Source organism: Mycobacterium sp. 852013-50091_SCH5140682 (assembly GCF_001665685.1).
GTDB lineage: Bacteria > Actinomycetota > Actinomycetes > Mycobacteriales > Mycobacteriaceae > Mycobacterium.
In genome coordinates, this window is the sequence record NZ_LZTB01000119.1 from 128,339 (window position 1) to 151,412 (window position 23,074).

Genomic DNA, 23,074 nt, shown 5'->3' on the forward strand with positions numbered 1-23,074 from the left:
GTCGGTAGATGCGGCGCCCGACTGGAATCTGCGGTCTCGATGACCCCGATGCTGGACTCGATGACCACCCGGCGGTGTTCGTCGTAGGGCGGCGGAGCGATTGACGGCAGGATCGTCAGGCTCATCCCGAACGGCTTGTCGGTCAAGTCCCTGGTGTGCGCTATTTGTTGGCCTGATCAGCGGGGGCTTCGTGTCGGTCCAGTGGCCGTTGCTAGCTTCGCCCTTCCGGGACACGTGCACGCTGCGTTGGATGCCGACCAAAGGGCAGATGCGGTGTTGCAGCTGTTATTTGGAGGTTCTTCTCACCTCGTCAATTCGGGTGGGTGGCGGCCCGGGTGAGCGAGAGTCCAGTGTGCATCGCACAGAAGACGAGAATTTCGGTAAGTCGCCATGCTGCATCAATTGCTCCCTGCGTGCCATGTCCTTGCTTTGCATGGACGCGCAACAGAATGGGCGCTTCACCGATTTGGTTTGCCCGGAGCGTCTCGACGAGGAGTCGTGACTGGCTCGCTGGGCAACGTGGATCGTTCGCCCCGGCAATCACTAGCGTCGCAGGGTACTTCGCGACCTGGGCGTTGAAAAGAGGATCGATGGCTTTGAGCCACATATGTTCTGCAGGAATGTTCGTGTCCCCGTACTCTTCGCGGCAAATCGAGTGCATCAACGGGTAACGGCTTGAGTTCAGCAAGTCTGTCGCTGGAACATCGGAAACGACCGCCGCATACAGCTCGGGGCGCTGGGTCACCGCTACTGCGGTGAGTAGGCCACCGTTGCTTGCGCCGTATATCGAAAGCTGCTCACTGGATGTCCAACCCAGTTCGATGAGCTTGTCGGCCACGGCATAAAAATCGTTGAATGTGTTCTGCTTCTTATCCCGTCGGCCATCGTGCCACCAGCCGGAACCAAGTTCACTCCCTCCGCGAAGGTGTGTCAGCACGTATATGCCCCCGGCTTGCACCCAGGCGGCGTGGCCGTTGAGATAAGCGGGCAGCTCGCCCAGGTTAAAGCCGCCATATCCGTGAAGTAGCGTGGGATGCGACTGGTCGAGATCGAGGTCGCTGCGATAGATGACGTGGGCAGGGACTTCGGCCCCGTCGACTGAGGACGCGGTGAGGTAATGGACAGTGACGTTGTCCAAGACGGTTGCCGCAGCCTCGAGGCACTCGATGCGCTGGTCGTCAAGGAGGTATCGGTAGATCGCCGGTGATGTGACGGGGTCGGAATAGGCGAACAAGATTTCGCCCCGACCGCGGCTAAACGCCGGTAGTGACGGGTGGCTGATTCGCTCGGTGAGCGCACCGATACCGCCGCACCCGGGAAGGGGCACTGCACTCCAAACGCCGGTCGTCATATCGAGGACGTCGATCGCCGCGCTGCAATCGCGCAGGCTGCTCATCACCAGCTTATCGCCCATGATGTCGAAATCCGTTATGGGGTAGGCGCGTTCGCTGATCAACTCCGCCCAGGAGGTAACGTCGGTCGAACTATCAATGGGGATGGCGACGATACGTCCGCGCGGTGCGCCGTTGTCGGTGAGTGCGTACAGTGTTCCGTCGAGAAGAACACCCCTGAATCCGCCCGACACTCCTTCGAGCAGGGGTATGACTCGCCTGTTCTCGTCGATCAGATAGTCGATGCGGTGTTCGGAGTTGCCGGTGGCGACGGACACATAGCGCCCGTCCTTCGATACCGTGGGCACCGGAAAAGGTAGTCCGTCGGGCAATGGGGCGACCCAGTCGGAAGGTGGCTCGCCCAAGATGAACGGGCGTACTTGCATCCTGGTGCCTTGTTCAGTCACATCGAGTGTGCCGCACCAAAATCCGGATCCATCTGGAAGCCACGAGGGTGCGGTGTAGACGTTCCATGGCACTTTCTCGGCCAGACGCTCACCCGTAGCGGTCTCGACGAAGAACACCTCGTTGATCTCGACACCGGCTGTCGTCACGGCATAGGCCAGCACGGCGCCGTCAGGGGAAGGGGACAACCAGCCGAGGGCAACCGGTTGTCCGCCCACCGCATGATCGTTGAGGTCCACCAGAATCCGAGAGGGGGCGTCGAGGGCGTCGCGAACGGTGATCGCGGGCAATTCAGCGTCGGAATGCCCACGTTTCAGCTGAAACCACAGGTCGCCGGCACGGATCGGGACCCACCGCTGGCCGGCGTTGGAGAACTCGCGCACCGTCGCACCCAATGCGTGATAACCGTCGACGGCCTGCAACACGGCGATTGTCTCAGCAGTGTTGTCCGCCTGCCACGCAAGGACCTCAGGGCTCTCTTCATGGAGGTCAAGCATCGAAGCACCCGAGAATGAAATGACGTGCGGGTGAAGATGTATCAGCGACTCGGACGGTCAGGTCATCGGGTTGGGACTGGGCTGCCGAGATGCTCGGCGTGATGCGCGAGATGGTGGGCGCTCCTTTCAGGAGGATTGCGAGAGGCTGGCGGTCACTGCTCCATGCACGGCGGTCACGAGATCGCGTAGAGCCGGTACGGCGTTGTCGGCCTCGGAGAGCACGACCGCTGTCGAGACGAGATAAGCGCCGACGGCAAACCACGCCGTGGCCGTCGTCTGCACCGCGCCGGCTGGACTGGGGAGAAGATACCCACGAACCGCTGGCAGATCGGGCAGCTGCACCGTAGGTGGCCCCATGATCGCCAGGATCGACGTGCAGTCCGCTGCAGATCCCAGTTCGACGACGACCGCATGTGCGGTGTCCTGAGTCCCAGGCTCAGTACTGACCACGCGGTCGTCGTCGCCGGCGGGCAGGATGTGCCACGTCGTTGTCCAGCCACCCTGCAGCCCGTGGCTCATCAGCGTCATCTGCAGAATGCGGCGCTCGGCGAAATCTGGGTATCCGGCCGGGAACTCGAAACGAGCGCTGATCGATCCGGAGGAGTGCGGCTTGCTGTGCCGTCCAGTCAGGGCAGGCGCGGCGGGCACCAGAATCGAGCGATCCACCCGGTCCAGGGGCAGTTCGTCGTACTGAGCATGTGCAGCACCGGAATCGATTTCAGCCTCAGCGAACAGAGCGGCGAACACGATTGTCATCGTTGCGATCGGATTGTCGCCCTGCTCAGCCTCATTGGAGGTTCTCGCGACCAGCTTGGCCAGCAACTCCAGCTCGTGCTCAAGGGCGCGTACCCCGGGCGGGGTCAGGTGAACCCATGTCCGTGGCCGGCGGTTCTCGAAGACTTTCTCCGTCCTGACGTATCCGTGTTCCTCCAGGACACTCAGATGCCGGCCCAAACCGCCGTCACTTTGTGCCAGCAAATCTCGCAATTCCGAAAACGTGCACGGTCCCCGCCTATCGAGAAGAGCTAGAACCCCGAGCCGCACCCGCTGATGCACCACCTCGCGCAACTCCGACTCGGGGGCTCTCGCTACCATTCCGCCATCTTCTCAAACGTGAGTACTCTCCAATTGAGAGTACTCATGTAACGAGAGCGAGTGGACGTGCCCTCCTCCTACAGGAATGTCATCCCGGCCGGGCGTGACCCGCTCGATCCCAGCGGGTGGGAACAGCGCGAGCGAGAGAAGGCGCTTGACTGGCAACGAATATCGTTCGATCCCGCGTCCGCGACGGCGGCCGAAGCATCAGCGGTGGTGGTCGGCTCCACTGGTCCCTTTGCCACCCTTGCAGGTCGTCACGCCCTCGACGCCGGTGGAAGCGCGACCGATGCGGTGTTGAGTACCGCTTTCACGCAGATCGCACTATCACTGGGATCTTGGGTCAGCTACGCGGGACTCTTTGCGATGGTGCACCACAACGCCGCTACCGGTCGGACGACGAGCGTATCCGCCGGGTTCGCGCCCTTCGCCCACGAGACACAACCTCAGCAGATCCCGCCCGCTCCACAGCCTAGTGGCCGCACCGCCTTGGTTCCCGGATTCATCGCCGGCGCCCATGCAGCTCACGCCGGCTCAGGCAGACTGCCCTGGGACCAACTATGGTCTCCTGCACGATATGTCCTCGACCATGGCGTCCCAGTCACCGAGCACCTCGCCCGGATGGTTACCCTGCGGGCCAGTGTCCTGACCCGCACCCCGGAAGGGCGTGCCACGTTTGCTGCTGACGGCCGGTTGCCCGGCGCGGGTGATCGACTTGCCCTGCCGCGCCTGGCGGCGACCATCGCCGCGATTGCCGAGCAAGGCCCCGACTGGATGTATCAAGGACCTTGGGCCGAGCATTTCGTCGACGTAGTACGCCGCGAAGGTGGCCGCGCCACCCCCGAGGATCTCGCCGGTTACCTACCTCGCTGCACCGAACCACTACGCGGGCCTTTCGCCGGGCACGACGTCATGACGCTGCCAGCTCCGGATACAGGCGGGCCCGACCTTCTTGAGGCGCTCGCGCGGTTGGCGGCGGCTGGGATCGGCGAACCGATGGAGGACCCGAGCGCGTTGGCCGGGCTGCTCACCATTCTTGACGGAAAGCCATCGGTAGGAAGCCACTCCGATTACGTCCTCGCCGTCGACGCCGACGGTAACCACGCAGCCCTATGCCACAGCATCAATACCGCCATGTGGGGCACGACCGGCATCGTCGTCGACGGTATTCCCATCCCCGACCCGGCAACATTCCAACAGTCCGCGCTCGCCCAACTCCTCCCCGGTGAGCACCTTCCGATGCCTGCCGAGCCGGCCATCGTCATGCGTGCCGGCCGTCCAGTACTGGCTTGCAGCAGCATCGGTGTCGGATTGCATCCAGCCACCGTCCTGAGCCTGCACCGTGTCCTCGCCTTGGGTCAGCCTCTCACGGAAGCCGTCAACGCTCCGCTGATCCATGGCCACGACATCATCCTCGGGGACTCGGTCACATCCGTACCCAGTCTCAATGAAGTGGGCGGTCCCAGCCGCGTGCTCGACAACCGATTCCCAACGGCGCACCTCAATGCCGCCCGTACCGCCGGACACGCTCTATCCGTACGTCCCGCTTCCGACCCGACGCTACCCCGTGGATTTTGGGCAGCGATCACAACTGACCCGCACACCGGCGTACATACCGCGGCGCGCACGCCCTACGGACAAGGCCCCATCCGCACAAGCAGATAGCCAAATCCGGTCTTTGTCGAGGCCTTGTTTGGCGGCCAGGGCGGTCACAGCGGTGTCGCCGGTGTGTGGCCATTCGGCGGCGGACGGGTAGCAGATAGTACACGCGAGTTCGCCTGCGGCGTAGACGATTAGCCTTCGTCTTAGTCGCTGTTGTCGCCCGTGTACCGAGCCGCCGAGGCGAGCGCCAGCGCGAACTGATGCCACCTCTTGGCGAGGACAGCAGGATTGAGTCGGACTTGGCAGCCACATTGCGGCCCGGATCCTGCAGGGTTCCTTTCGTCGTGCGAGTCATGTTGCGTGTCTTCAAACTTCGAGCACACCCGCAGCATTGGCTGCAGTTAGCTGGTGCGCGGTCTTAATACTGATATCCTGCCAGCGGCGCCGTTCGTGGCGCCCGAACATCAGCCGACGCAGCCCGCATCTTGCCCCGGTTGCCACCACAGCAATTACCTCTCGGGTCCGGCTACAGACTCATGGCTGTCGGGCAGCGGCGTCGATCCAACCGACGTCCGCTGAAAATGCCTGTGCCACAACACTAAGAGTGTAGCCAGGATGCGGTTCTGGGCTCACTTCAGCGTAGCGTTGCACCCACCTCGAACAGCGCTGCGACTAGCATCGCTCAGGTTGGATCCGTATTCGACTATTGTGAGGCTGCCTACGTCGACGCTTATGCCTACGCTCCATGGCGCCGGCATGATCATTAAGAAGGAGTACCTGGAATGGCGCCTGGGACCGGACACCGTCATGGCTCGCCACCCAGTGCACAGGCCTCGGATCCCACCGCCATCGTTGCTAGCACGGCCATTGAGATGTTGTGCAGGCTTTACGTATCAGCTCACGCCACGAAGGGTGACTTCGAGCAGCACGTGCCGATTGCTGCGAACAGTGCGGTGCCCGTCGACCAAGAGACCCGGCGACTGCTGTTGCAGTACTTTCAGGCCGACTTCGCCGTGGGTCTAAGTCTCGTCCGAACAGCTGTCACTCGTGGTTGGGCAACCGAAAGGCAATTGATCGCTGGCGTATCGGCGATGACGCCCGACGAACTCATCGGCGAATTGCTTGCGTCCACGACGCTGGAACCGAAGGACCAGGCAGCAACTGCCAAGCTCGTCGCTCTTGGGCTGGCCGATTCCGCGTCGCGCAAGGCCTCGGCGGCGAAGATTGCGCGACGCAACTCCTACAGTCGGCGAGACGTCGAATTCGTTCTGGCCGAGCCTGACCGGGTACATCGCGAATTCTCCGACTTACTAAGAGCGTGCAAGAGCAAGCAACCCGTCGAACGTGCAACGGCCAAGCGCCTGGGTGAATTGAGTTCCGAAGTAGGCCAGCTGATTTTCTCCCAACCTCGCGCCCGCGCTTTGGTGGAGGTCACCGGCGGCTGGACTCTCAAAGATGACGCGGACCCGCTCGTGCTCGCTCCAAGTTCGGCATTTGGTTCGTTCGTTTTCCCGCGACTCCTCGACGACGGTAGGGTCCTGCTTGCCTTCGGCCCCCCGCGTGATCGCGACCAACCGCCTACCGTGAGTGAAATAGCCGAATTCGCACGCGCACTGGGTAATGAGCAGCGGCTTGCGATCCTGCGGCATACCAGCGACGAGGCAGCAAGCGGCCAAGCATTGGCACGCACCCTTGGACTCACGACCGCGACAGTTCATTACCACACTTCGTTGCTCCGCTCGGTCGGGCTGATCACCAGCGCAAGGGACGCGCACAGCGTCGTACATTCTCTCGATTCCGAGCGTCTGCTCACAGCTCTTGCTGCGGTGGCGAATTCGGTGCTCAGTCAGGAAGTCGTCGCGATCACGACCAAGCCCTAGATTAAGATTAGATGATCATCTATTCTTAGGGCATGGAACGTCGCGTGCTCTGTTCGGCAGTCCTTCCGCGATCCGAGTGCTGCCGCGCGAGATCTTTATGACTGCCGACTGGGCGTCCCGTCTGCTGGCAGAGTGGGACGAGCAGCAGACCGGATTCTTGCCATACCGAGAGGAACGGTTCCAAGCGATCCTCGGTTGCTTGGGCATGGTGGTAGGCGAGCATTTCACGGCGCTGGACGCAGGATGCGGCCCTGGATCACTCTCCCAACGCATCCTGCAGAGATTCCCGAACGCGCGTGTCATTGCACTTGATGCGGACCCCGTTCACCTGGCCATTGGCCGAGCAGCGCTGGTGGACCACGGCGACCGAGTGGAGTGGGTCGATGCCGATCTTCGCGACCCGACCTGGCTGCAGAGGATCAGTACCCATGAGGTCGACGCAGTCGTCTCGACCACTGCACTCCATTGGCTAGCCCCGAAGGAACTCGACTGCCTTTACGGCCAGTTCGGCAAACTCATCAGAGCTGGCGGTCTCCTTCTCAACGGCGACAACATGGCTTACGGCCCCGCACAACCACTGAGCCGAAGCCTTGCGGATCGGCAATGGCACACGGACCTCACCGAAGCCTTCGTGCAACGGGGTGTCACCACCTACGAAGCCTGGTGGAAAATGGCACTCGAGTGCCGAGAGTTGTACTCAGAGAAGCGTGAACGTGAACGGCGTCTCACGCGAACGCGTCCACGGGGTGAGTCGTCGGTGCCATTGTCTGGGCATTTGTCGGCGCTCTCGGGTGCAGGCTTCAGTGAAGTATCCACGATCTGGCAGCGCCTGGACGATCGTGTGCTCATGGGTGTGCGGAGCGCCGCCTAGCAGAGACGCCGAGAGGCGATGCTCGTCGACACCCCTAGCGCCGACACCGTCGTGCGCCGTCTTTTCCAAAATTCACTTCCAGGTCGCTGGTACACCGCAACCTGACGTCCTCTACGACGATGGAGTCCGCATCACGTGACTGAAGAGCACCGCGACATCCCCTCCCCTGACGCCAACTTTCAAGCGCGCCAAGATCGCTCGCTTCAGGTCAGCGGCTTCAGGGTGAGATTGAAGGCTGAGATGCCTTACATACGGCAGGCTTTGAAGACGATGGTCGGCGTTCAATCGGTGAGCATGGATCCCGCCCGTGACGCGGATGTGTATCGCAGCGCTCAAATGGTGGCTGACCTCTTCCGCGCGGAAGGTTTCCACGACTCCAAGATTGTGTCGGCTTACGAGGACGGCAGAGCGCCTGCGGTCATCGCCCGTATTGGAGCGCCCGAGGGCAGGCCCACGGTTCTGTTGTACGCCCATCACGACGTGCAACCCGCGAGTGGAATCGGCTGGTTGTCTGAACCATTTGAACCCGTCGAACGCGATGGCCGACTCTTCGGACGAGGCGCCGCGGACAATAAGGCTGGGATCGCCGCTCACCTGGCTGCGGTTCGAACACTCGGGACAGACCTGGGAGTCGGCGTCACTGTGTTCGTCGAGGGTGAGGAGGAAGCGGGGAGTGCGTCGCTCCCGGCGCTCCTGCGCCAGCACACTGAGGCCCTCAGGGCAGATGTCATCGTGATAGCGGATAGCGCCAACTGGGACATAGGCACACCCGCTCTGACCACCAGTATGCGCGGCCTCATTCGTGCCGATGTCTCCGTGCGCACACTGAGCCATTCTGTACACGCGGGCGTGTGGGGAGGGCTGGTTCCCGATGCGCTCATGACCCTGGTTCGTCTGCTCGCCACGCTCTATGACGAGCAGGGCAACGTTGCCATCGCCGGCCTGCGGGCCGGACGTGCCGCAGATGTCGAGTACCCCTCCGAGCGGCTGCGTGCCGAGTCCGGCATCGTTGCGGGGGTGTCGTTGATCGGTGACGGGTCTGCCGTTCAGCGCTTGTGGAGTAAGCCTTCTCTCACAATCATCGGCATGGACGCCCCCGAAGTTCAGGGAGCCGGCAGCGTCTTGGTGCCCAGTGCGCGTGCGAAGCTGTCGATGCGGATTGCCCCCGGCGACACTGCCGCCAATGCGCTAGATCGGCTGCGGGCCCACCTCCAGGCTCACGTTCCGTGGAATGCCGAGCTCAGTATCACCAACGTTGAAATGTGCGAACCAGTCTCGATCGAGGCCCGGGGCGAGGTCTACGAAGCTGCGCGCAGAGCCCTCGCTGACGCTTGGGGAGGCACTCCACCCGTGGACATTGGTTTGGGTGGCTCGATCCCCATCGCGACGACATTCTTGCAAATTTTTCCGGACGCAGACGTTCTCATCACTGGAGTCGAAGATCCGGACACCCGCGCGCACGGCGCCAACGAGAGTCTGCATCTCGCCGAGTTCGAGAACTATTGCTTGGCCGAAACACTTCTCCTCACCTATCTTTCGCGTCTCGGTAGTTGAGCGACGCACCTTCACTCCTGTCATGTCGAGTTTGGACCAATTCCCCTGATCGGATCTCGCGACATCCTTGATTTGGCAGCGGCTGGGACCGACTGCCACACGCACCTTGTGCACGTCTGATCCACCGACTGGGCGCAGCGAGGAGATCTGTCACGAGTGGCTTATCTCTTGCGGCTCGACAGAAGCTCGACGGTCACGAAGTCAGGGTCAATTACCACCCCCGACTCACTCGCCGACGGCACAACGTCTTCCTCTGACCGATTCGAAGTGGTCGGTACGCAATTGGCGCCTGGCTGTTGTCAACAGACAGTCAAGGAGGCTAGTTGGCCATTGGCCGCTCGCCAGATACCGTTATGGAAGGCGGGCGTCCGATCGCGGGAAGGCCGCTGAGACGGCTTCGTTGCTCTGTAGGTTTACGACATCGAATTCCATCGGCCGACTTCTCGGTAGGTACGGCATCCGGCTGAGGAACATTCGTCGTGAGTCAGATGGCTCACCCGCTCACCACTGGTTTCATCACGGCGGACAGAACGCGTTGTACTCGATTCGTCGCAACGCCGGCTGTCTGCCGCAGTGGGCTGAGACAACCACGAAGCCGGTGTGGCCGCCGCCTAGCGGTCAGCGGTCGGCAGAGGGCCATCGCCGTTGTCTAGAGACGGTTCGATGAGTATGTCCTTGGTGAAACCGTAGGTGGCATAGATCTTTTCTAGGGTACCGTTCGCGTAGAGGGTTCTGAATGCTGCGAGCAGCGCTGGGGACAGGGGCGAACCCTTGGCAATGGCGAGGCCGCCGACCCCGAACTTGCCGTCGATATTGGGGAGGTAGGGTCCGTTGATCTTGTATGCGCCGCTGGAGTGTTCGGCCAGGTAGGGCCCGTTGGAGCCGGTGAGGATCGCCTGCACGCGTCCACTGAGCATTGCGCTGATTGCAGCGGCCTGCGAGGGGAACACGTTGACGGCTGGCCCTGGTTTGCCCTGCTCGGTACACATCGGCGCGAGCTCTTTGAATTGGGTGACGGACTCATCACCTGTCTGCGCGCCCACGGTCAATCCGCAGGCGGACATGATCGACGTGACGTTCAGATTGCTGTCGACGGGCGTGAGGAAATAGTTGCCGAACTTTTCGAAGTTGATGAAGTCGACTGTCTTGCGCCGCTCGCCGGTATCTGAGATGCCGTTGAGGCCCCCAACGTACCGCCCAGCCTTCAGCCCCGGTATGAAGTTGTCGAACGTGGCTGTCACCAAGTTGATCTTTAGGCCCAACTCCGACTCGATCGCGTGCACGGTATCGGCATCGAGCCCTTGGATGGTCGTCCCATCAGATGCAAAGAACCCATACGGCGGATAAGTAGCGTCGGTGACGATGGTGATGCTTCCGGCGGCGCGGATGTCAGGCGGCACCAGCTGGGCCGCGCTGGAATTCGGATTCGGGGGAGCTGTAGTGCCTTGTGCTGGTGCTGCGGCGTCGTTCGTCGAGCCGCAGCCTGTCAGCGCTATTGCGCATAACGCTGTCGTCAGGACGGCGAGACTCAGGTTCGGAAAAACCTTCGAAATGTTCATCATTCACCTCATGTGTAGTACGTGCTTGATCGTTTCGGTGGTGCGAGCTATGCGTCGGCGCATGGGCGCCGCGATGCGCGTGCACCACCGTTGATATCCGCTGGACTAGTAGGCGTCACCGGTCGGAAGGGTGAGGGGCCCCGCGCAACTCTGCCGGGACATGTTCGCCCAAGACGTTCGACACGAATCTTCGAGTGCGCTCACTGCGTGGGTTGAGCAGAACTTCGTCAGGAGTGCCTCTGTCGACGATGGATCCGCGCTCCATGAAGATCACTGAGTCAGCGACGTTAGCGGCGAATCCCATCTCATGGGTCGCCACGATCATGGTCATCCCGTCGCGCGCGAGGTCGACCATGACGGTCAACACATCCTCGACGAGCTCGGGATCGAGGGCAGAGGTTGGTTCGTCGAAAAGCATGAGCTCGGGCCTCATCGCGAGAGCGCGGGCGATGGCGACCCGTTGTTGCTCTCCCCCCGACAACTGCTTGGGGTGACGGTTTGCTTTGTCGGCGAGGCCAACTCGATCCAGCAGTTCCATGGCGTTTCGTTCGGCTTCTCGCCGGCGCTCGCCTTTGACACCGACCGGGGCCTCCACGATATTGGCGAGCACCGTCATATGTGGGAATAGGTTGAAGGCTTGAAAGACCATGCCAATCTTGGTGCGTATCCGGCAGATACTGGCCTGCCGCTGTTCGCGCAGCTCGGTGCCATGTCGGTCATACCCTACAAACTCGCCATTGACCGATATCCATCCACTCGTTGGTGGTTCGAGATGGTTGATGCACCTGAGCAGGGTGCTCTTGCCCGAGCCTGACGGGCCGATCAGGCAGACCACTTCACCGCGGTGCAGGGTAAAGTTGACATCACGCAGCACCTCGACTTGACCAAAGCGTTTGTGCACGTGACGAACTGTCAGCATGTGTTCGTCGGACTCGGTGCGCGGGCGCGCCGGGTTGTAGCGGCCCATCAGGACACCGCTCCTGCGGTCGTCGTCTTCGCGTGTGTCCGCCTCAGGGCATCGCGCCACACCTGGCTGAACGTGGGGTTTTGATGCCCGGACCCGCGACCATAGTGGCGCTCAAGGTAGTACTGCCCGATAGACATGACTGTGGTGGCCAAGAGATACCAGATCGAAACCACGATCAACAGTGGAATGGTTTCGAGATTCTGCGAGTAGATGATCTGTGCTGAGAACAGCAGTTCGGATACCGAGATGACGCTGACAAGTGATGTGCCCTTGAGCAAGCCAATAATCTCATTCCCCATCGGGGGAATGATGATTCGCATCGCTTGGGGGAGCACGATGCGGCGCAGCACGCGTCGGGGGCGCATTCCAAGCGCCTTGCCGGCTTCGGTCTGCCCCTTGTCGACGCCGACGATTCCGGCGCGGATGATCTCGGACATGTACGCACCTTCGTTGAGGCCCAGGGCGAGGAGTCCCGCGACAGCAGGAGTTATGAGTTCGTTCGAGCTACCGCTGAAGATCGTTCCGACGCCCGGAATACTCAGGGCGAGTGTAGGATACAGCGCGGCGAGGTTGTACCAGAAAATGATCTGGACCAGCAGTGGGGTTCCTCGGAAGAAGACCGCAAAGAGCCACGCCGGCACAGCAAGGGCGGGTATGGGCGAGACGCGCATGATCGCGATGAGCGCACCCAGCACGATTCCGATGACCGATGACTCGACGGTCAGGACCAGCGTTGTCCAAAGGCCGTCAAGAATCCGGTTGTCGAAGATGTACTGGCCGACAACGGGCCATTCAAACCTTGAGTTGGTTGCTGCGGCGTAAACAACCCAGATCGCCGCGAGGCACAGGCTCACGGAAACCGTCGTACGCATGGGGCGTCGTCGCCGGTGGACGGTGAAGTCGTCCTCGGTCAGCCCGATCCTTGGGGGGGCGTTCGGTACTTCAGAGTGCAGCGCCATAACTACGGCCTCCAGTGGGGCGTGCGGAGTTGTACAGGTGTCGGAAAGATTAGACAGATCTCTAATGAGGCACAAGCCCCCAAAGCTCATCCGCCGAGCGTCGGTCTCATTTACTGATCTCGCGAGAAGCGATCGCGACCAGCTGCGACCACGGCATCGAACGTCACGGCAAGGAACATTAGACAAATATCTAATCTTCTGAGACGCTGAACCCTGTGACGAACGGATATCTTCTCGGCCGCATAGACCCCTTGGTCTGCCCGCGGTGCGCATACACCCCTGCATTGAGTGACGGCGCCAACTACCTGGGATGCCCCAAGTGCCGCAACGAGATTGGTAAACCAGTCAACTACGTTGTGCAGTCGACTCCACAGGGTGCAGCTAGATTCGAGCAGTGTCGAGCCACATCGAATTCAGCCGGCATATGGCGGTGGGCTCCGATGCTTCCAGTCGCTGTCGATAACCCTGTGACGCTGGGTGAGGGTGACACCCCGTTGATCGAGCTGGGCGCGCTGGGTTCGCGTTGGGGGTTGGACCGGCTGTTCCTGAAGAACGAAGCTGCCAACCCGACCTGGTCGCACAAAGATCGTCTGTGTGCAGCTGCGGTGACGGCAGCCGATGTGCTCGGCGCCGAGGCTGTTGTGGCCGCTTCTACTGGAAATCACGGTGCATCGCTGGCAGCGTACGCTGCTCGCGCCGGAAAGCCCTGCGTGATCGCCACTTTGGCCTCTGTTCCCACTACGATGCGGGTACTGATGGAGGCTTACGGCGCACGAGTCGAGGTGGTGGGGCGTAGCGAGGAACGCTACGAGCTGATCGCGGCGGGTGTAGAAGAGTTCGGTTGGTTTCCGTGCTCAAATGCCTCAAGCCCTCCTGTCGGCAGCACACCCTATGGAGTAGACGCCTATAAGACGATCTCCTACGAGATCTGGTCACAGACCTCTGGTCAGCCAGTCGACGTCGTGGTGGTGCCAGCTGGATATGGGGACTGCCTTCGTGGGATAGCAAGAGGTTTCGATGATCTCCTATTGGCTGGGTTGATCGACTACGCGCCGCGGCTGATTGCGGCGGAGGTGTTCAACAAGATCGGTCAATCACTGGAGAGCAGGAGCTACGAGTTGGGTCCGTGGCCGAGCGAGTCGACGGCGGCCTTCTCCATCGCCGGGGGTTTCACAACCTACCAAGCAGTTAGCACGATCAGTTCACGAAACGGGCTTGCGGTAACCGTCGCCGAGGAAAACATTTTGCGCACCCAGCTTGAGCTTGCACGCGCTGAGGGAATCTATGTCGAAGCCAGTTCAGCCGTCGCAGTTGCGGCGGTGAACGACGCGTACAAACGCGGACTTCTGCGCCCCGACGAGACGGTCGTGGTCATCGGGACGTCCACTGGGCTGAAGGATCCCGAGTCAACTGCTGCCGCTATCGAGTTGGCCAACAAGTAGCACGTGGGGCCACGTCTAGCCCTAATGCATTCGTTGCCGACTAGGTCCACTTGTCGAAAGGAACCGAACAACCTATGGAACAGGATCGCCAGGCGGAGTTGTCCAAGTTGGTCACGGCCCCGCGTGTCATTACCTCGCTGCAGCCGTTGAACGTGATCACCGATGGCGCCGTCGGCATTCGTGATGGGCGGATCGACTGGGTCGGACCCATTGCTCAGGCACGGCGAGGCGACTACTCGCATGTGGTCCGTGTTGCCGGCACCGTGCTCCCCGGCCTCATCGACGCGCATGTTCATCTCGGTTTCGATGCAGGACAGGAGAAACCCGATGGCCCCTTGTTGGGCAATAACCCCGACCAGCTACGCCAAGTCATCCTGAGCAACGGCAGCCGCCTGTTGGCGAGCGGGGTAACCAGTGTCCGCGACCTAGGATCCCGCGCCGGATCAGTGCTGAGCGTGGGAAGTGACATCGCCCAAGGGCGAGCCACCGGACCCACGGTGGTTGCCGCCGACCAACCACTGACGCGGCGCCGCGGCCACGCCTGGTCGTACGGTATAGAGATCGGCAGCGCTGCGGAGGCAACTGCTAGCGTCCGCCTGCTCGCGGCCCGTGGCGTCGGCGTAGTGAAGGTGATGGTCACCGGTGGCAGAATGACGCTCGGTACCGATCCCGAGGCCGTCGAGCTCCCGCCCACGCTGCTGCGTGCGGTCGCCGACGCTGCTCACGCCGAACAATTGCCGGTAGCGGCTCACTGCCTGTCCGCGGCGGGTATCCGCGCAGCGCTGACAGCTGGGGTCGACACCCTCGAACACTGCACCTTTATCGATCCGGGTGGGCAGCCCTGCTCCGAGGACGACGCGCTGCGCCTCGCCGACGCGATCGCAGACGCGGGCGCCTACGTGTGTCCGACAATCAACGTTCATTACCCGGGCAGGCATCCGATCAGCTTTGAGCAGAGGTTGCACTGGGTAAGTCTGCTCCATCGCGCGGGCGTTCGGTTGATCGTCGGAAACGACATTGGCATACCGGGTTTGCCCCCCGAGCTATACATCGGGGCCTTGTTGGCATTGGAGGCCGCAGGGATGAGCCGTCCCGAGGTGTTGCACGCGGCCACCGCGCTCCCCGCCCAGGCAATGGGAGTGGAACGAAATGGTGGCACTCTCCGCCCTGGAGCGCGCGCCGATTTGGTTGCCGTCAATGGAGATCCTCTCTCCGACCTGGAGACGCTTCGCGAGCCCACAGTCGTAGTCGCCCGCGGTCGAACGGTAGTCGACGTCGAGCGCCCGGATACTGTCGACTTCCCCGCTGTGCGCCTTGACTGTTGAGGAGATCAGCACCGGTCCCGAAGACCATCCCGAGTCACGCAGTTGGCATGGGGCGTGGCGAAGCAGTGCGGTGCTCGGCCATCGATCACAACGGCACGTACGTCTACCGCCAGGCCGACGTCGTAAGCGCGCTTCACCGCGCATCAGCACCGCCTGCAAGGCGACCTAGCGTGCTGACCTCATTGCCAGCTGCAGTCGCTTGTTGGCCGCGTCGGCGTTCTTGCTGTCCTGCAGGATCAGGCGGATCAGGTTCGCGCGGGCCTGCGGACTGAACGGTTCGTCGCGCAAGGCATCGCAGGCGATCTTCAACTCGCGGGCGTAACCGCGTACCAGTGCCTGGTCGGAGTCTGCGGTCGGCGCGAGGGCGCGGTGTTGGCTCATTGATGCCGTGGATCTGCCTGGCGGCGTCTTACGACTCATCGAATACTCGTCTCCCTCAGCGGAATTCAGCATCAATAAGGCGAACAAGTCGGCCTCATGCTCCTGTTCATCACCATAGTGCGTGCTGTCCAGGACGGTGTTCACCAATTCTGGGGCGACGTCGGGCAGTGTGCGAAGCCACACCGAGTCAGCAAGCACGTCGCAGGATTTCGACCGAGCGCGGCTGTGGTGCCCCAAGACTATGTGACCAATTTGGTGGCATATAACTCTATCGATGCGGAATAGCGAGGCACCTCGTTCATACAGGAGAACGTCGTCGTTTTCGCGCTCTAACCACATGCCGCACAGGCGGTCCGCCAAGAACAGCGTCTCAGCGGCGATCAGCGTGATGGGCCTGCCACGCATGTCAGCGATGCCCTGCACAAAAGCTTCCCGATCCCACGGAATAGGCATTGGGATTGTGTGGACCACATCAAGCATGGCCTTGTCAGACAACACCATTGACGTCTCCCCGGTGCGTTCTCCGATATCCCCACGTCGCCTTTACGGTCGGCGGCTCAACTTTGAGCCTGATACACCACGGTTGCTTCCAGGCCTCACGGGCTGCGATCGGGATCTGATACATGGCGCCCTCCTTAGATGGTGCTCGACATCGATCGGTTCTTGATGTGCGCGGAGACAATGAACAGAGACAAGGAGCCGAAGAACGGGCCCGTCATGAGGCCATCGATCCAGTCCTGGGTGCGCGCGGCGGGGAAGAGCCCGCCGGTCACGGCGTGTTCGCAGACGTCGCGGAAACCGAGAACTTTGTCGGCCTCGACCGCGTCGGTCCAGTGCGCCGTCACTGGGTAGATGCCGTCGACGCTGAAGCCTGCCTCGCCGAGCAGCCGCGGCAAGGCCCTGCCGATCGCCGCATTGCGGATGACTTGCATGACGACATGTCGGGTGTAGGAATTGCTGAAGGCAACGTCGTGGTGATCGATCGTCAGCGTTGCCCAGTCCGGTTCGACACAGACGATCCGGCCTTCGGAATTCAGGGTCCGGGCAGCTTCAGCGAGCACGGTGGGCGGCGATTGCACATGTTGAAGGACGCGGTCGATATGGACACGGTCCACCGTGCCGGCTTCCAGTGGCAGCTGATGAATGTCGGCCCTGGCGGTCGACACAGTCGGTAGCTGGTTGGTGGCGTTGTCGGCATAGGCCAGCAGGGCTTGGTCGTGGTCTATGCCGATCACTTTTCCTGCGCGGCCAGCGGCCTCGGCATAAGCCGGAAGATCCACTCCCGCACCGCATCCGAGGTCGACGACTACGTCCGCTTGCTGGATATTGAGCAAGGACTTCACAAAGGCTTTGTAGCTTTTGCCCGTTGGCGAGTTTGCGATGTTTCGTAGGTAGTCGCTGGGGGGCGCCACTTCCAACCATGGCCGGAACTGAGGTTGTTCCGTCAACGTCATCGTGTGCCTCTCATCGAAGGGCTGGGACCGGTTCCTTCTGCAGCACACAATGATTGAGCGCCAGTCATCAGCGCCATGCCCCTGGGTTGAGCATGATCGTCACCGCGCCGGCCGCTCAATTGCTTCGCGCATCGGTGGCACCATCCTGCTCGGAAATCTCACAGGGCGGTGTTTCGATCAGATACTTCCGGAAGAAGGCGAAGGTCCGCTGCCATGCATCCTCGGCCTCGGGCGCCGAGTAGGCGAATCCCGCCAGTTTTTCGACGATGGTGAATGGCGCCGGGATGCCCGACTTGTTCATGAAGCTGTGCCCAACGTTCGGGTATTCCTTGATGTCGCGATCGACAGAGCCCTTCGCGAGGACGGACTCCAACGCACTGGCCGATCCCTGCTTGACGATGCGATCCCTGGCCCCGTAACTGGCGACAACCGGGCATGAACGGGCAAGCACATCAATATTTTTCGGAGCCAGTCCATATTGGGCGGCGGCCACATCGAAGAGCCCTCGGGGCGACAGCTGGAGGACAAAGCCGGCGCCCATGCAGAATCCGATCAGCCCGATCCGGCCATTGCACCGCGCGTCGCCGAGCAGGTAGTCGCGCGCCGCAGTGATGTCGTCGTAAGCATCGCCGGCGTCGGCGAAGTGGGACCGAATAGTGGCGATCATGCACTTGGGCTTGAATCCCCGGCCGTAGAGATCAGGAGCCAAAGCCAGATACCCCTCATCGGCGAGGCGGTCGCTGATGCGACGCAGATCGTTCGTCAGCCCCCGCACGTCCTGCACGACTACCACGGCGGGCCAAGGCCCCATACCCACGGGCGTCGCCAGGTAACCCCGCAGAGATCCCGCCGGCGCGGGATAAGAGATGTCCGGCAATGCATCACCTCGTCTGCTCGGTGCACGCTTCAGGCCTCAACTGCGAATCGCCCCAGAACCAGGCAGGCGATGGGCCTGGTCCGTTGGTTTTCACCCGCAGACACCTCTGCGCGCACGTGGACGATGAGAGTGTATAGCAGGATAATCCAGCTGTATAGCCAGATTGTCCATATGAATGGTTGGGCGATACGATCGTATTGCTAGACGATGTAGCCGAACGGTGATCCAAGTGCGCTGTATTGTCGAGCTTATGGAAGGCACCGTGTTCCTGCAGCAACCGACCCCGGTCGAGTTGTCCAACGCCGAACGGATACGCGATGCCGCAATACGCTGCTTTGCAGCTCAAGGCATCAGCGCAACCACCATGCGCACCATCGCCGAAGCCGCAGGAGTTTCACACGGGCTGGTACAACACCACTTCGGCAATAAGGCCGGCCTGGTCGATGCTGTCGACAACTACGTACTGCGCGTGTTCGGTGAAGCCCTCGAATCGAACCCCTTGCCGGTGCCGGCGACGCCGACCAACGATTTCAACTCGCTCGGCGGCCGATTTTCCAAGCTCATCCATGACCATCCCGACGTCGTCGACTACGTCGGCCACGCACTTATCGAAGGCAACAGGATCGGCTCCGTCATCTTCGACGGCCTGCTCCAGATCAGCGCCAGGCAGCGCGACAACTTCGCGGCCGCCGGACTCACCAGACCCGACCTCGATCAGGACTGGGCCGCACTCAATCCGCTGATGCTGCGCCTTGGCCCGATCATGCTGCGCGCACACATCGCACGCCACATCGAGGGGGCGTTCACCACACCCGCCGAACTACAACGCTGGGACGCCTCGGTCACCGCGATGATCCGCCACGGGCAGTTCAAGCCTCAGGGCGACAGCACGACTCAGGATTAGCGCAGCGCAACACTGGCCGGAATCGGCCCACCTGGGACCATCGTGAACGGCACAGCCAACGGGAAATCGTCCTCCAGTGACGTCAACTTCACCCGCCGAATAATCGTGCCCAGTGCCAGCGTTGCTTCCAGCATGGCGAAGTGATCGCCGATGCAGGACCGTGGCCCACCCCCAAAAGGCACGTACTGCCAGCGATCTCGTCCCTTCATATTCGCCTCGGTGAAACGCTCCGGATCAAACCGCAGCGGGTCCTCCCACAGGGACGGGTCACGTTGCACCGACATGCGCCCGAACACCAGCATCGTTCCGGCCTCAACTCGGTACCCGGCGACCTCCACATCCTCGGTCGCCATCCGCGTCCCGGTGGGCCCCGGCGGGCACAACCGCAGCGCCTCTCGGAGCACCTGAACGATGTACCCGAGCTGCTCGACATCCCCAGGGGCCAATGCCCGGTCTCCGAGCCGGGCAACCTCCGCGGCAACACGGTCCTGGATGTCGGGATTGCGGCCCAACTGCCACAGTGCATACGTCAGCGTCGTGGCCGTGGTGTCATGCCCGGCGAACACGAAAATCACCAACTCGTCGCGGATCTCATCGTCGGACAGCGGTTGTCCCGTCTCGGGGTCGCGCGCCGCGATGAGCGCCTGAACAAGCGGTGCGTCCCGGTCAGGATCGGCGCGACACTCACGCACGATCTCCGAGGCAAGCCCACGAATGATCTCCGCGGCCTCTCGGGCCCGCCGACGCGCCGGCGTTGGCCACCACGCAGGCGCATGCAACGGCTTCAACGCGCGCCGTACCGCATAGCTCGTCGCCACCCGCAACGGTTCCGCCACCACATCCGCCCGTTGATCGAGATCAAGACCCAGTACCGAACGTCCCAGTGCGCGCATCGTCAGCAGTCGGGCTTGCGCATCAAGGCTTATCTGCTCTCCATCGGCCCACGACGACACCACCATCTCTGTCGCCTCGGCCATATGGGCGCCGAAAGACTCCACCCGTTTCTTGGTGAACACGGGCTGCAAGGTGCGCCGCCGCGGTAGCCATTCTCGGTGCGGCAACACGAATAGGTTGCCGCCGAGCATGCGGCGGAGTTCTCGCCCCACCGCGCTCGTCTTGTCGATCGAGCCATCGCGGACGCTGACGATGTCCCGAATACCTTGAGGTGAGGTAGCCAAAACGATCGGCGGCATCAGCCACCGCGGGCCCAGGCTGAATCGGGTCACCGGCCCGCCGGCGTCCCGCAGGATGTCGGTGCCGGTGTGAAAGTTCCGCAAAGCGTCACGCTTTTGCTTGTACGACAACGGATTGATCGGTGCCAGCGGCAGATTCGCCAGCGTTTGCTCTCGCGCCGTATCGACCACGACACACCTCCCACAAGTCGGACATAGTCTAACGACTGAGGAATTCGGCGCCGCGGCGCCGAATCAGCGAAGGGACAGCATGCAGACCGCTTACAACGCACACGTTCTCGACCCGACAGTGCCTGCCGACACGGCTGTCCTCGACCGGCTCCGCGCGGACCCTGACATCGAATTTCTCGATCGCCACGAGGCGCAGTTGGAGAGTCTGCGCACTCTTCGCCCACAGCCGGCGCCCGAGCTGCTGGGCGAAGCCCACAGATGGGCGTACTACCCGTGGCGGCGTGCCGTCGTCGCCGTACTCGGCCCCCTCGGGTTCCGTGCGCTGCGACTGGACCGCAACCGCAACAACATCACCGCCAAGGAGCAAGCCACGCTCGGCGAGCTGACGATCGGCGTTGCTGGCCTCAGTGTCGGCCACGTCATCGCCCACACTCTCGCCGCACAAGGCCTGTGCGGGCGCCTACGCCTGGCCGACTTCGACGAGCTCGAATTGTCCAACCTCAACCGGGTACCGGCCACGGTCTTCGACCTCGGACTCAACAAGGCCGTCGTCGCCGCCCGCAGAATCGCCGAAATCGACCCCTATCTGCCCGTCGAGGTCCTCGACGCCGGCCTCACCAGCGACACCATGGACGACTTCGTCTCCGGCCTCGACATCGTGGTCGAAGAGTGCGATTCACTCGACGTGAAAGCCCTCGTGCGCGTCGCGGCCCGAGACCTGCGCATCCCGGTCCTCATGGCCACCAGCGACCGCGGCATCGTCGACGTCGAACGTTTCGACCGGGAGCCCGCCCGCCCCATCCTGCACGGACTGCTCGGACAACTCGACATCGACCTTCTCCCCGGGATGAGCAGCCGCGAAAAAGTCCCCCACGTCCTGCGTCACCTGGAAGCTGAACGCCTGTCCCCCCGCACCGCGGCGTCCCTCGTCGAAATCGACAGAACGCTGTCCACGTGGCCACAATTGGCGTCCGACGTGGTCATCGGAGCCTCCGCTGTCGCCGAAGCCGTGCGCAGAATCGGCCTGGGCGAAGAACTCAAATCCGGCCGCAGCCGTATCGACGTCAACTGGGCACTCAGCCAGATCCACGAACCCGACATGGGCAGCCACCACGACGCCCCCGTCGCCGACGACGCGCCGCAGACGCTCGACGGTGGCCTACTGGGCAGCCTCGCGACCGCCGCCATCCGCGCCCCTTCCGGCGGCAACACCCAGCCGTGGCAGATCGACCTCACCCCCAACGCCATCACCGTGAGCATCGAACCGGCGCACACATCCACGATGGACCTCAAGTTCCGCGCCAGCGCCGTCGCGCTGGGAGCAGCATTGTTCAACATCGAGATCGCCGCGGCCGCCCATCACGTACTGGGACCAATCACCATCACCGACACCGCCGAAACCACCCCGCTGCAGGCCACGATGACCATCACCGACGGCGGAAACGATCCGGCCCTCGCCGGGCTCTACCAACCCATGCTCAACCGCGAATCCAACCGCCACCACGGAACACCCAAGCCGCTCGACGACGGCACCATCGTCGGACTCACCGCCGCCGCCGAGCAGCGCGGCGCGCACCTCCGACTACTCACCGAGCGCGACGACATCGCCCAGGCGGCGACAATCCTCGCCGCATCCGACCGCATACGGTTCCTCACTCCGCACCTGCACCAAGAGATGATCGCTGAACTGCGCTGGCCCGGTGATCCGGACCCCGACGCCGGCATCGACGTGCGCAGCCTCGAATTCGACGCCGGGGATCTAGCAGTGCTCGACGTCCTCCGGCGGCCCGACGTCATGGCCCACCTCGCCGACTGGAACGCCGGATCCGCACTCGGCGACGACATGCGAGACCGAGTCCTTGCCAGTTCAGCGCTCGCCATCGTCACGACGACCGGGAACACGCTGCGCGATTACGCCACAGGCGGATCCGCAGTGGAAGCCGTGTGGATCTGCGCGCAACAATACGGATTCGCGGTCCAACCCGTATCGCCTGTGTTCCTCTACGCGCATACCGCCGCCGAACTCGAGGAACTCTCTGCACCATTCGCCGCCGAATTGGGCCAACTACAAGGCGAATTCGCTACTCTCACGCAACTCGCGTCGGACGAGTCGATCACGCTCATTCTCCGGCTGACCGTTGCCCCGCCGGCATCGCTGCCAAGCCGACGCAGCGCCAGCAGGGTACGACGTGCCACCTAGCCCAATGGCATTGGACAACAACAGCTTCGGCTATCCGGTCGTCACGATAAGGCGCCGACGCGAAGCAGTCGATGTTGCGCGCGCGGCAGTTTATTGCGTATCGAACCGTCAGTCGGCCACTCGCCGAACAGGATTGGGACCACGCCGCCACCGGTAGCACACGGCGGATCGTCCGTGATGATGGTCGCCAGAGAGGTGTTGCAGGCGCGGCCGCGCGGAGCGGCGCTCGGCATGCTGCGCGCGCCGCAGCGGTTGAGCCAACGAACACCGTGCTCGCTTATCGACCGGCGTGTCAGCACATCCTGATGTTCATACCAAGGGGCAGAGCGCCGATAATGGCAGTGCGG

At 62.4% G+C, this 23,074-nt stretch carries 17 protein-coding genes; 8 read left to right on the top strand and 9 right to left on the bottom strand.

The genetic code is table 11. The annotated features are described in order from the left end of the window. Positions 1-310: 310 nt before the first annotated feature. Entirely contained in the window at positions 311-2,293 is a 1,983-nt protein-coding gene (locus A5784_RS31095; protein WP_064948701.1) for a prolyl oligopeptidase family serine peptidase, read from the bottom strand. 126 nt (positions 2,294-2,419) lie between these two features. Further along, the gene (locus tag A5784_RS31100) at positions 2,420-3,388 is read right to left on the bottom strand and encodes a transcriptional regulator (RefSeq protein WP_082945190.1); all 969 of its coding nucleotides are present in this window, start codon (positions 3,386-3,388) and stop codon (positions 2,420-2,422) included. 216 nt (positions 3,389-3,604) lie between these two features. Here A5784_RS31100 and A5784_RS31105 point away from each other — a divergent pair, with 216 nt between their 5' ends. The 4 genes from A5784_RS31105 to A5784_RS31120 all read left to right on the top strand — a co-directional run bounded on the left by A5784_RS31105 (position 3,605) and on the right by A5784_RS31120 (position 9,295). Beyond that, positions 3,605-5,053: a gamma-glutamyltransferase gene (locus tag A5784_RS31105; RefSeq protein ID WP_286159453.1), complete on the top strand. Its 1,449-nt coding sequence runs from the start codon at positions 3,605-3,607 to the stop codon at positions 5,051-5,053. Between the two features lie 719 nt (positions 5,054-5,772). Next, complete coding sequence (locus A5784_RS31110) at positions 5,773-6,870, top strand: ArsR/SmtB family transcription factor (RefSeq protein ID WP_082945192.1); 1,098 nt, start codon at positions 5,773-5,775, stop codon at positions 6,868-6,870. Between the two features lie 97 nt (positions 6,871-6,967). Continuing rightward, positions 6,968-7,741 carry a class I SAM-dependent methyltransferase gene (locus A5784_RS31115; RefSeq protein ID WP_064948753.1) on the top strand — a complete coding sequence of 258 codons (774 nt, stop codon included), beginning with the start codon at positions 6,968-6,970 and terminating at the stop codon, positions 7,739-7,741. Positions 7,742-7,963: 222 nt separating this feature from the next. Next, positions 7,964-9,295, top strand: a complete 1,332-nt coding sequence (locus A5784_RS31120) for a dipeptidase (RefSeq protein ID WP_502687554.1) — start codon at positions 7,964-7,966, stop codon at positions 9,293-9,295. A gap of 611 nt (positions 9,296-9,906) precedes the next feature. Here A5784_RS31120 and A5784_RS31125 read toward each other — a convergent pair. The 3 genes from A5784_RS31125 to A5784_RS31135 form a co-directional block, all read right to left on the bottom strand. Further along, positions 9,907-10,854, bottom strand: coding sequence for an ABC transporter substrate-binding protein (locus tag A5784_RS31125; RefSeq protein WP_197514937.1), 948 nt, complete (start codon positions 10,852-10,854; stop codon positions 9,907-9,909). A 115-nt stretch (positions 10,855-10,969) separates the two neighbouring features. Further along, positions 10,970-11,821 carry an amino acid ABC transporter ATP-binding protein gene (locus A5784_RS31130; protein WP_286159451.1) on the bottom strand — a complete coding sequence of 284 codons (852 nt, stop codon included), beginning with the start codon at positions 11,819-11,821 and terminating at the stop codon, positions 10,970-10,972. Next, positions 11,821-12,780, bottom strand: a complete 960-nt coding sequence (locus tag A5784_RS31135; RefSeq protein ID WP_197514938.1) for an amino acid ABC transporter permease — start codon at positions 12,778-12,780, stop codon at positions 11,821-11,823. The genes A5784_RS31130 and A5784_RS31135 overlap by 1 nt, the downstream gene beginning before the upstream one ends. A gap of 440 nt (positions 12,781-13,220) precedes the next feature. Between A5784_RS31135 and A5784_RS31140 the strand changes: the two genes are divergently transcribed. Further along, complete coding sequence (locus A5784_RS31140; protein ID WP_064948707.1) at positions 13,221-14,222, top strand: pyridoxal-phosphate dependent enzyme; 1,002 nt, start codon at positions 13,221-13,223, stop codon at positions 14,220-14,222. A 74-nt stretch (positions 14,223-14,296) separates the two neighbouring features. Continuing rightward, on the top strand, positions 14,297-15,547 hold the full coding sequence (locus A5784_RS31145) for an amidohydrolase family protein (protein ID WP_064948708.1): 1,251 nt from the start codon (positions 14,297-14,299) through the stop codon (positions 15,545-15,547). Positions 15,548-15,712: 165 nt separating this feature from the next. Here the strand turns inward: A5784_RS31145 and A5784_RS31150 are convergent, their stop codons facing one another. The 3 genes from A5784_RS31150 to A5784_RS31160 form a co-directional block, all read right to left on the bottom strand. Further along, the gene (locus A5784_RS31150; RefSeq protein ID WP_064948709.1) at positions 15,713-16,429 is read right to left on the bottom strand and encodes a hypothetical protein; all 717 of its coding nucleotides are present in this window, start codon (positions 16,427-16,429) and stop codon (positions 15,713-15,715) included. Between the two features lie 134 nt (positions 16,430-16,563). Then, positions 16,564-17,382, bottom strand: a complete 819-nt coding sequence (locus A5784_RS31155; RefSeq protein WP_064948710.1) for a methyltransferase domain-containing protein — start codon at positions 17,380-17,382, stop codon at positions 16,564-16,566. A gap of 115 nt (positions 17,383-17,497) precedes the next feature. Next, positions 17,498-18,259 (bottom strand): dienelactone hydrolase family protein, encoded by a 762-nt coding sequence (locus tag A5784_RS31160; RefSeq protein WP_064948711.1) that lies wholly within the window; start codon positions 18,257-18,259, stop codon positions 17,498-17,500. Between the two features lie 175 nt (positions 18,260-18,434). On the opposite strand from A5784_RS31160, the gene A5784_RS31165 reads away from it, so the two are divergent. Next, positions 18,435-19,163: a TetR/AcrR family transcriptional regulator gene (locus A5784_RS31165; protein ID WP_502687553.1), complete on the top strand. Its 729-nt coding sequence runs from the start codon at positions 18,435-18,437 to the stop codon at positions 19,161-19,163. On the opposite strand, the gene A5784_RS31170 is transcribed toward A5784_RS31165, so the two are convergent. Next, positions 19,160-20,527, bottom strand: coding sequence for a cytochrome P450 (locus A5784_RS31170; protein ID WP_064948713.1), 1,368 nt, complete (start codon positions 20,525-20,527; stop codon positions 19,160-19,162). The genes A5784_RS31165 and A5784_RS31170 overlap by 4 nt on opposite strands. 79 nt (positions 20,528-20,606) lie before the next feature. Between A5784_RS31170 and A5784_RS31175 the strand changes: the two genes are divergently transcribed. Further along, the gene (locus A5784_RS31175) at positions 20,607-22,727 is read left to right on the top strand and encodes an Rv1355c family protein (RefSeq protein WP_064948714.1); all 2,121 of its coding nucleotides are present in this window, start codon (positions 20,607-20,609) and stop codon (positions 22,725-22,727) included. The last annotated feature ends 347 nt before the right edge of the window (positions 22,728-23,074 follow it).

Coding starts and splice junctions, on each gene's coding strand:
- A5784_RS31095 (WP_064948701.1), bottom strand. CDS start 2,293: ATGCTTGACCTCCATGAAGAGAGCCCTGAGGTCCTTGCGTGGCAGGCG.
- A5784_RS31100 (WP_082945190.1), bottom strand. CDS start 3,388: ATGGTAGCGAGAGCCCCCGAGTCGGAGTTGCGCGAGGTGGTGCATCAG.
- A5784_RS31110 (WP_082945192.1), top strand. CDS start 5,773: ATGGCGCCTGGGACCGGACACCGTCATGGCTCGCCACCCAGTGCACAG.
- A5784_RS31115 (WP_064948753.1), top strand. CDS start 6,968: ATGACTGCCGACTGGGCGTCCCGTCTGCTGGCAGAGTGGGACGAGCAG.
- A5784_RS31125 (WP_197514937.1), bottom strand. CDS start 10,854: ATGAACATTTCGAAGGTTTTTCCGAACCTGAGTCTCGCCGTCCTGACG.
- A5784_RS31130 (WP_286159451.1), bottom strand. CDS start 11,821: ATGGGCCGCTACAACCCGGCGCGCCCGCGCACCGAGTCCGACGAACAC.
- A5784_RS31135 (WP_197514938.1), bottom strand. CDS start 12,780: ATGGCGCTGCACTCTGAAGTACCGAACGCCCCCCCAAGGATCGGGCTG.
- A5784_RS31140 (WP_064948707.1), top strand. CDS start 13,221: ATGCTTCCAGTCGCTGTCGATAACCCTGTGACGCTGGGTGAGGGTGAC.
- A5784_RS31145 (WP_064948708.1), top strand. CDS start 14,297: ATGGAACAGGATCGCCAGGCGGAGTTGTCCAAGTTGGTCACGGCCCCG.
- A5784_RS31150 (WP_064948709.1), bottom strand. CDS start 16,429: ATGGTGTTGTCTGACAAGGCCATGCTTGATGTGGTCCACACAATCCCA.
- A5784_RS31155 (WP_064948710.1), bottom strand. CDS start 17,382: ATGACGTTGACGGAACAACCTCAGTTCCGGCCATGGTTGGAAGTGGCG.
- A5784_RS31165 (WP_502687553.1), top strand. CDS start 18,435: ATGGTTGGGCGATACGATCGTATTGCTAGACGATGTAGCCGAACGGTG.
- A5784_RS31175 (WP_064948714.1), top strand. CDS start 20,607: ATGCAGACCGCTTACAACGCACACGTTCTCGACCCGACAGTGCCTGCC.